This is a genomic window from Arthrobacter sp. Bi83, from assembly GCF_918698095.1.
GTDB lineage: Bacteria > Actinomycetota > Actinomycetes > Actinomycetales > Micrococcaceae > Arthrobacter.
The window spans coordinates 43576-51459 of sequence record NZ_CAKKLY010000035.1 but is presented as its reverse complement, the minus strand read 5'-3'; the positions used below and the strand labels follow the sequence as shown (position 1 = coordinate 51459).

Genomic DNA, 7884 nt, shown 5'->3' with positions numbered 1-7884 from the left:
GTCCTGCACTCCCGTGTCGCGCGCTCCAACGTCTGGCTGCTGCGCACGCTCGGCGCCGAGGTGACGCTCGTTGCCCCGCCCACCCTGCTGCCCATCGGCGTCGACAAGTGGCCGTGCAAGGTCAGCTACAACCTGGACGAAACGCTCGAAAAGGGCGTTGACGCCGTGATGATGCTCCGGGTCCAGGGCGAACGGATGAATGCGTCGTTCTTCCCCTCCACCCGCGAGTACTCGCGCCGCTGGGGCTTTGACGACAACCGGCTCCGCGCGCTGGACAGCCTGGGCCTCAAGGACACCATCATCATGCACCCCGGTCCCATGAACCGCGGGCTGGAAATTTCCGCCGCCGCCGCCGACTCGCCACGTTCCACCGTCCTCGCCCAGGTCCGGAACGGCGTGTCCATCCGCATGGCCGCCCTGTATCTGCTGCTCTCCGGGGACACCCGCGAACCAGCCGCCACCCTGAAAGAGAGCAAGTAATGGCTGAACAATCTGCCGACAACGGCGCCAACAGCAACGCCACCGCCGGAAGCAGCGAAACCTACCTCATCCGCGGAGCGGCCATCCTCGGAGCCGGAGCCGAGGACCTGCTCATCCGCGACGGCGTCATCACCGCGCGCGGCACGGACCTGTCGGAGACAGACACTGCCGACGGCGCCACCGTCATCGATGCCGACGGCCTCATCGCGCTGCCGGGCATGGTCGACGTCCACACTCACCTCCGCGAACCCGGCCGCGAAGACGCCGAAACCGTCGAGACCGGAACCCGGGCGGCGGCACTGGGCGGTTTCACCGCCGTACATGCCATGGCCAACAGCACCCCCGTTGCCGACACGGCCGGAGTGGTGGAGCAGGTCCACAGCCTGGGCCGCGCCGCCGGCTGGGTGGACGTCCGTCCGGTCGGCGCCGTCACAGTTGGCCTTGCCGGGGAGCAGCTGGCCGAACTCGGCGCCATGGCGGACTCCCGCGCCCAGGTCCGCATGTTCTCCGACGACGGCATCTGCGTCCATGATCCCGTCCTGATGCGCCGCGCCCTGGAATACGTCAAGGCGTTCGACGGCGTGGTGGCCCAGCACGCGCAGGAACCCCGCCTCACCGCCGGCGCCCAGATGAACGAAGGCGAAGTCTCCGCCGTCCTCGGGCTGACGGGCTGGCCGGCGGTCGCCGAGGAAAGCATCATCGCCCGAGACGTCCTGCTCGCCCAGCACGTGGGCTCCCGCCTCCACGTCTGCCACGTGTCCACCGCTGGGTCCGTGGAGATCATCCGCTGGGCCAAGGGCCGGGGCATCAACGTCACCGCCGAAGTGACCCCGCACCACCTCCTGCTCACCGACGAGCTGGTCCGCAGCTACGACCCCGTGTACAAGGTCAACCCGCCGCTGCGGACCGACGCCGACGTCCAGGCCCTGCGCGCCGCCCTCGCCGACGGGACCATCGACGTGGTGGGCACCGACCATGCTCCGCACCCGAGCGAACACAAGGAATGCGAGTGGGCGCAGGCGGCAATGGGCATGACCGGGCTGGAGACCGCCCTGTCCGTCGTCCAGCACGCCATGATCGAGACCGGCCTCATGACCTGGGCTGATTTCGCCAGGGCGACCTCCATTGCGCCGGCCGGGATCGGCCGCCTGGCGGACCAGGGCCGCCCCCTGGAGGAAGGCGAGCCCGCCAACATCATCCTGGTGGACCCGGCCGCGCGCTGGACCGTGGACCCGTCCGCCATGGCCACCATGGGACGCAACTCGCCGTTCCGCGGCATGGAGCTCCCGGGCAAGGTCGTGGCCACGTTCTTCAAGGGCCACCCCACCGTCCTGGACGGCAAGCTCAACACCCCCTACCGCTACCCGGCCGACGCCGCCACAGCGCCGGTGGGCGCGTACTGATGGACAATAAGACCCTGACGCTGGTCACCACGCTGCCGCTCATCGCCCTTGTGCTGGTCCTGATCGGCATCGGGTGGCGGAACCGTTTGCGGCGCCAGTCCGACGTCGAACAGCTGCCCCCCGTTCCGGCCGACCTGAGCATGCCGCTTGCAGCCGCGGACGGCCAGTACGTCGCGTCCACCACGGCCGGCGACTGGCTGGACCGGATCGCCGTGCACGGACTCGGCATCCGCACGAACGCGGAACTCACCGTCCACCCGGAGGGTGTGCTCTTTGAGCGGTCCGGAGCCGGGCCGCTGTTCATCCCCGCGGCCAGTCTGTCAGGCGTCCGCCAGGACAGCGGCATGGCCGGCAAGTTCGTCGAGAAAGACGGGCTGCTGGTGCTGAGCTGGACGCTCGGACAGCACGAACTGGACACCGGCTTCCGCACCCGGAGGGCCGCGGACAAACCGGCCCTCCTCCAAACACTTCAGGAATTGATCTCCGCAGGCCCTCAGGCAGATGCCCATAGTGGAAAGTAATACAGTGACGGACACCAACAAAGTGACAGCAAACGCAGGTACTGCGCCTCAAGCAGCAAGTTCCACCCCGGCCGCCCTGGTCCTCGAAGACGGCCGCATCTTCCGCGGCACGAGCTACGGCGCCCAGGGCACCGCCCTCGGCGAGGCGGTGTTTGCCACCGGCATGACCGGCTACCAGGAGACCATCACGGACCCGTCCTACGCCCGGCAGCTGGTGGTGCAGACGGCGCCGCACATCGGCAACACCGGTGTGAACAGCGAAGACGCCGAGTCGCGCCGGATCTGGGTGGCCGGCTACATCGTCCGCGACGCCGCGCGACGCCCGTCCAACTGGCGCTCTGAGCGCAGCCTGGACGATGAACTCGTGGAGCAGGGCATCGTCGGCATCCAGGGTGTGGACACCCGCGCCATCACCCGCCACCTGCGCGAACACAAGACCATGCGCGCCGGCATCTTCTCTGGCGGCGCAGCGCAGGCCACCGACAAGGAACTGGTCGACGCCGTGCTCGCCAGCGCGCCGATGGAAGGCGCCCGGCTGGCCGAAGAGGTCAGCATCGACGAGGCCTACGTCGTCGAGCCCAAGGACCACGGCTGGGACGGCGACCCCCGGTTCAGCATCGCGGCGATCGACCTCGGCATCAAAGCCATGACGCCGATCCGCTTCGCCGAGCGCGGCGTCCGCGTCCATGTCCTGCCCGCCACCGCCACCATGGAGGACGTCAAAGCCGTCAACCCGGACGGCTTCTTCATGTCCAACGGCCCGGGCGACCCCGCGACGGCAGACAACCAGGTGAAGCTGCTCCGCTCGGTGCTGGACGAGAAGCTGCCCTACTTCGGCATCTGCTTCGGCAACCAGATCCTGGGGCGGGCCCTTGGCTTCGGCACGTACAAACTCCGCTACGGCCACCGCGGCATCAACCAGCCGGTCATGGACCGCCGCACCGGAAAAGTGGAAATCACCTCGCAGAACCACGGCTTCGCCGTCGACGCGCCGCTCGACGGTCCCACCGCGGCGCCCGAAGAGCGCTACGGCCGGGTCGAGGTCAGCCACATCAGCCTGAACGACGACGTCGTGGAAGGGCTCGCGTGCCTCGACATCCCGGCGTTCTCGGTCCAGTACCACCCGGAGGCAGCAGCCGGCCCGCACGACGCCGCCTACCTGTTCGACCGCTTCATTGACCTGATGGAAGGCACACGGGACGGCAAGACCGCCGGACTCTCCGGTGAACCCGTGGACGCCGCGCACCCCGCCCAGGGACAGCACAACCCGATCGACAACAACACTGAGGACAAGAAGTAATGCCTAAGAGAACTGACCTTAAGAGCGTCCTGGTCATCGGTTCCGGCCCGATCGTCATCGGCCAGGCCGCCGAATTCGACTACTCCGGCACCCAGGCCCTTCGCGTCCTCAAGGAGGAGGGCCTGCGCGTCATCCTCGTCAACTCCAACCCGGCCACCATCATGACGGACCCCGAGTTCGCCGACGCCACGTACATTGAGCCGATCACCCCCGAGGTGGTCGAGAAGATCATCGCCAAGGAGCGGCCCGACGCCGTGCTGCCCACCCTGGGCGGCCAGACGGCCCTCAACACGGCCATTGCGCTCGACAAGAACGGCGTTCTCGAGAAGTACAACGTGGAACTGATCGGTGCGAACATCGCGGCGATCGAACTCGGCGAGGACCGCGAGAAGTTCAAGGGCGTGGTGGAGCGCTGCGGCGCCGAGTCCGCCCGCAGCCACATCATCCACTCCATGGACGAGGCACTGAAGGCAGCCGAAGACCTGGGCTACCCGATGGTGGTCCGCCCGTCCTTTACCATGGGCGGCTTGGGATCCGGCCTCGCCTACAACGAAGACGACCTGCGCCGGATCGTCGGCCAGGGCCTGCAGTACAGCCCTACCAGCGAGGTGCTGCTCGAGGAGAGCATCCTCGGCTGGAAGGAATACGAACTCGAAATGATGCGGGACAAGAACGACAACGTGGTTGTCGTCTGCTCCATCGAGAACTTCGATCCCGTAGGCGTCCACACCGGCGACTCCATCACCGTGGCCCCCGCACTGACCCTCACGGACCGTGAATACCAGCGGCTGCGCGACATCTCCATCGCCGTCATCCGCGAAGTGGGCGTAGACACCGGCGGCTGCAACATCCAGTTCGCCATCGAACCGGACACCGGCCGCGTGGTGGTCATCGAGATGAACCCGCGCGTGTCCCGCTCCTCGGCCCTGGCCTCCAAGGCCACCGGCTTCGCCATCGCCAAGATCGCCACCAAGCTGTCCCTCGGCTACACGCTGGATGAGATCCCCAACGACATCACGCAGAAGACGCCCGCGTCCTTCGAACCCACCCTGGACTACGTGGTGGTCAAGGTTCCGCGGTTCGCCTTCGAGAAGTTCCCGGCCGCCGACAACACGCTGACCACCACCATGAAATCCGTGGGCGAGGCCATGGCCATGGGCCGCAACTTCACCGAGGCCCTCCAGAAGGCGCTGCGGTCGCTGGAGCAGAAGGGCTCGCAGCTTGACTTCAGCTCCGTCCCGGAATGGGAAATCCCGGAGCTCATCGAAAAGGCCAAGCGCCCCACCACGGACCGCCTGCACCAGGTCCAGCGCGCCATGCTCGGCGGGGCCAGCGTCGAGGAACTCTACGAGGCCACCAAGATCGATCCCTGGTTCCTGGACCAGCTCCAGCTGCTGAACGAGATCTCCCGCGAGATCCGCCAGTCCGGTGCCCTGACCGTGGAGATGCTCCAGCGGGCCAAGCGCCACGGCTTCTCGGACGAGCAGATCGGCGCCCTCACGCACAACTCCGAAGCCGTGGTCCGCGGAGTCCGCCAGGCCCTGGGCATCCGCCCGGTCTACAAGACCGTGGACACCTGCGCCGCCGAGTTCGCCGCCTACACCCCGTACCACTATTCGTCCTACGACGAGGAGGACGAGGTTGCGCTGCACGCCAAGCCGTCCATCCTGATCCTCGGCTCCGGCCCCAACCGCATCGGCCAGGGCATCGAGTTCGACTACTCCTGCGTCCACGCCTCGATGGCGCTGCGCAAAGCCGGCTACGAGACCGTCATGGTCAACTGCAACCCGGAAACCGTCTCCACCGACTACGACGTCTCCACCCGCCTGTACTTCGAGCCGCTGACCCTGGAAGACGTCCTTGAGGTCATCGCCGCAGAGGAGCGCACCGGCGGCGTGATGGGCGTGTTCGTGCAGCTCGGCGGACAGACCCCGCTGAAGCTGGCCCAGCAGCTGGCGGACGCGGGCGTGCCCATCCTTGGCACTTCGCCGGAAGCGATCGACCTTGCCGAGCACCGCGGCGCCTTCGCCCGGGTACTGGACGAAGCCGGGCTCATTTCCCCGAAGAACGGCACGGCCGTGTCCTTCGAGGACGCCAAGAAGATCGCAGACGAAATCGGCTACCCCGTGCTGGTCCGTCCGTCGTACGTCCTGGGCGGCCGCGGCATGGAGATCGTCTATGACGAGCCCAACCTGTCCCGGTACATCGCCAACGCCACGGAGATCACCCCGGACCACCCGGTGCTGATCGACAGGTTCCTGGAAGACGCCGTTGAAATCGACGTCGACGCCTTGTTCGACGGCAAGGACATGTACCTTGGCGGCATCATGGAGCATATCGAGGAGGCCGGCATCCACTCCGGCGACTCAGCCTGCGTCCTGCCGCCGATTACCCTCGGCAACAACGTGCTGGAACGCGTCCGCACGGCCACCCGCGCCATCGCTGAAGGCGTCGGCGTCCGCGGCCTCATCAACATCCAGTTCGCGCTGGCGTCGGACGTCCTGTACGTGCTGGAAGCCAACCCGCGCGCCTCGCGGACCGTGCCGTTCGTGTCCAAGGCCACCGGCGTGCAGATGGCCAAGGCCGCAGCCCTCATCGGCACCGGCGTCACCATTAACCAGCTCCGCAGTGCCTACAAGATGCTGCCGGAAACCGGTGACGGCTCCACCCTGCCGCTGGACGCGCCCGTCTCGGTCAAGGAGGCAGTCCTGCCGTTCAGCCGCTTCCGCACCCCCGAAGGCAAGGTCGTGGACTCCCTGCTCGGCCCGGAAATGCGCTCCACTGGCGAAGTCATGGGCATCGACAAGCACTTCGACACCGCCTTCGCCAAAAGCCAGGCAGCCGCGAACAACGCGTTGCCCACGGAAGGCAAGATCTTCGTCTCCGTGGCCAACCGGGACAAGCGTTCGGTGATAATGGGCGTCAAGCGCCTGTCCGACCTCGGCTTCGAGATCGTCTCCACCGGCGGAACGGCCGACGTGCTGCGCCGCAACGGCATCCAGGCCACCCCGGTGCGCAAGGTTGCCGAGGGCAGCAGCGCCGAGGGCGAAGGCACCATCGCCGACCTCGTCATCGCCGGCGAAATCGACATGGTGTTCAACACCCCGTCCGGCGGCGAAGCCCGCAGCGACGGCTACGAACTCCGTGCCGCGGCCACGTCCATCGGCATCCCGTGCATCACCACGGTGGCCGAATTCAACGCGGCCGTCCAGGCCATCGAGGCGCTGCGCACCTACGAATGGTCCGTAACCAGCCTGCAGGAGCACGCCGCCGCCCTGGTGGCTTCACAGAACGCGGCAGCGCAGAATGCCTGAGCCAGAGGCAGCAGCCACGCCCGGCCGGGAGTCCTTCGGCTCCCGGCTGGGCCAGGCCATGGCCGACCGCGGGCCCCTGTGCGTCGGCATCGATCCGCACCCGGCGCTGTTGCAGGCCTGGGGACTGAACGACGACGCCGCGGGCCTGGAGCGCTTTTCACTGACAGTCCTGGAGGCCGTGGGTTCCCTCGCTGCCGCGGTGAAGCCGCAGGTGGCGCTCTACGAGCGACACGGCTCCGCCGGGATGGCCGCCCTGGAGCGGACGCTGGAGGCAGCGGCGGGGGCCGACGTGCTGAGCATCGCTGATGCCAAGCGCGGCGATATCGGCTCCACCATGGCCGCATACGCCGACGCCTGGCTTCGGGACGGCTCGTCCCTCGCCGCGGACTCCGTGACGTTGAGTCCGTACCTCGGGTTCGAGTCACTCCGCCCCGCCCTGGACCTCGCGGCGGAGTACGGCCGCGGCGTGTTTGTCCTGGCCCTGACCTCCAACCCGGAGGGGGCCTCGGTCCAGCACGTGGGCGGCAGCGACTCCGTCGCCCGCAGGATCGTGCAGGCAGCCGCCGCCGAAAATACGCGGTATGGGGCAACGCTTGGTTCCGTCGGCCTCGTAGTGGGCGCCACGGTGGGATCGGCCCTCACGGACCTCGGTCTTGACCTCGGAGCAGTCCGTGGACCCATTCTGGCCCCGGGCCTGGGTGCCCAGGGTGCCACGCCTGCAGATCTCCGGAAGACCTTCGGCACCGCCTATCCGCAGGTGTTGGGGACGTCCAGCCGGGACATCCTCAAGGCGGGTCCCGGTGTCCGGGATCTGGCTGATGCTGCCGCCCGCACGCTGGACGGTCTCCGCGCCGCATAGTCCATTG

General features: G+C 67.8%; 5 protein-coding genes and 1 pseudogene. All 6 read left to right on the top strand.

Annotated features, from left to right (window positions below):
- A pseudogene (locus LQ144_RS15985) lies at positions 1-480 on the top strand (aspartate carbamoyltransferase); the annotation flags it as partial.
- Positions 480-1883, top strand: coding sequence for a dihydroorotase (locus LQ144_RS15980; protein ID WP_230119687.1), 1404 nt, complete (start codon positions 480-482; stop codon positions 1881-1883). The pseudogene LQ144_RS15985 and the gene LQ144_RS15980, both read left to right, overlap by 1 nt.
- Complete coding sequence (locus LQ144_RS15975; protein ID WP_230119686.1) at positions 1883-2404, top strand: hypothetical protein; 522 nt, start codon at positions 1883-1885, stop codon at positions 2402-2404. The genes LQ144_RS15980 and LQ144_RS15975 overlap by 1 nt, the downstream gene beginning before the upstream one ends.
- The gene (carA, locus tag LQ144_RS15970) at positions 2385-3704 is read left to right on the top strand and encodes a glutamine-hydrolyzing carbamoyl-phosphate synthase small subunit (protein WP_230119685.1); all 1320 of its coding nucleotides are present in this window, start codon (positions 2385-2387) and stop codon (positions 3702-3704) included. The genes LQ144_RS15975 and carA overlap by 20 nt, the downstream gene beginning before the upstream one ends.
- On the top strand, positions 3704-7018 hold the full coding sequence (gene carB / locus LQ144_RS15965; protein WP_230119684.1) for a carbamoyl-phosphate synthase large subunit: 3315 nt from the start codon (positions 3704-3706) through the stop codon (positions 7016-7018). Before carA ends, carB begins: the two co-directional genes overlap by 1 nt.
- Positions 7011-7877, top strand: a complete 867-nt coding sequence (gene pyrF, locus LQ144_RS15960; RefSeq protein WP_230119683.1) for an orotidine-5'-phosphate decarboxylase — start codon at positions 7011-7013, stop codon at positions 7875-7877. Before carB ends, pyrF begins: the two co-directional genes overlap by 8 nt.
- Positions 7878-7884 lie beyond the last annotated feature (7 nt).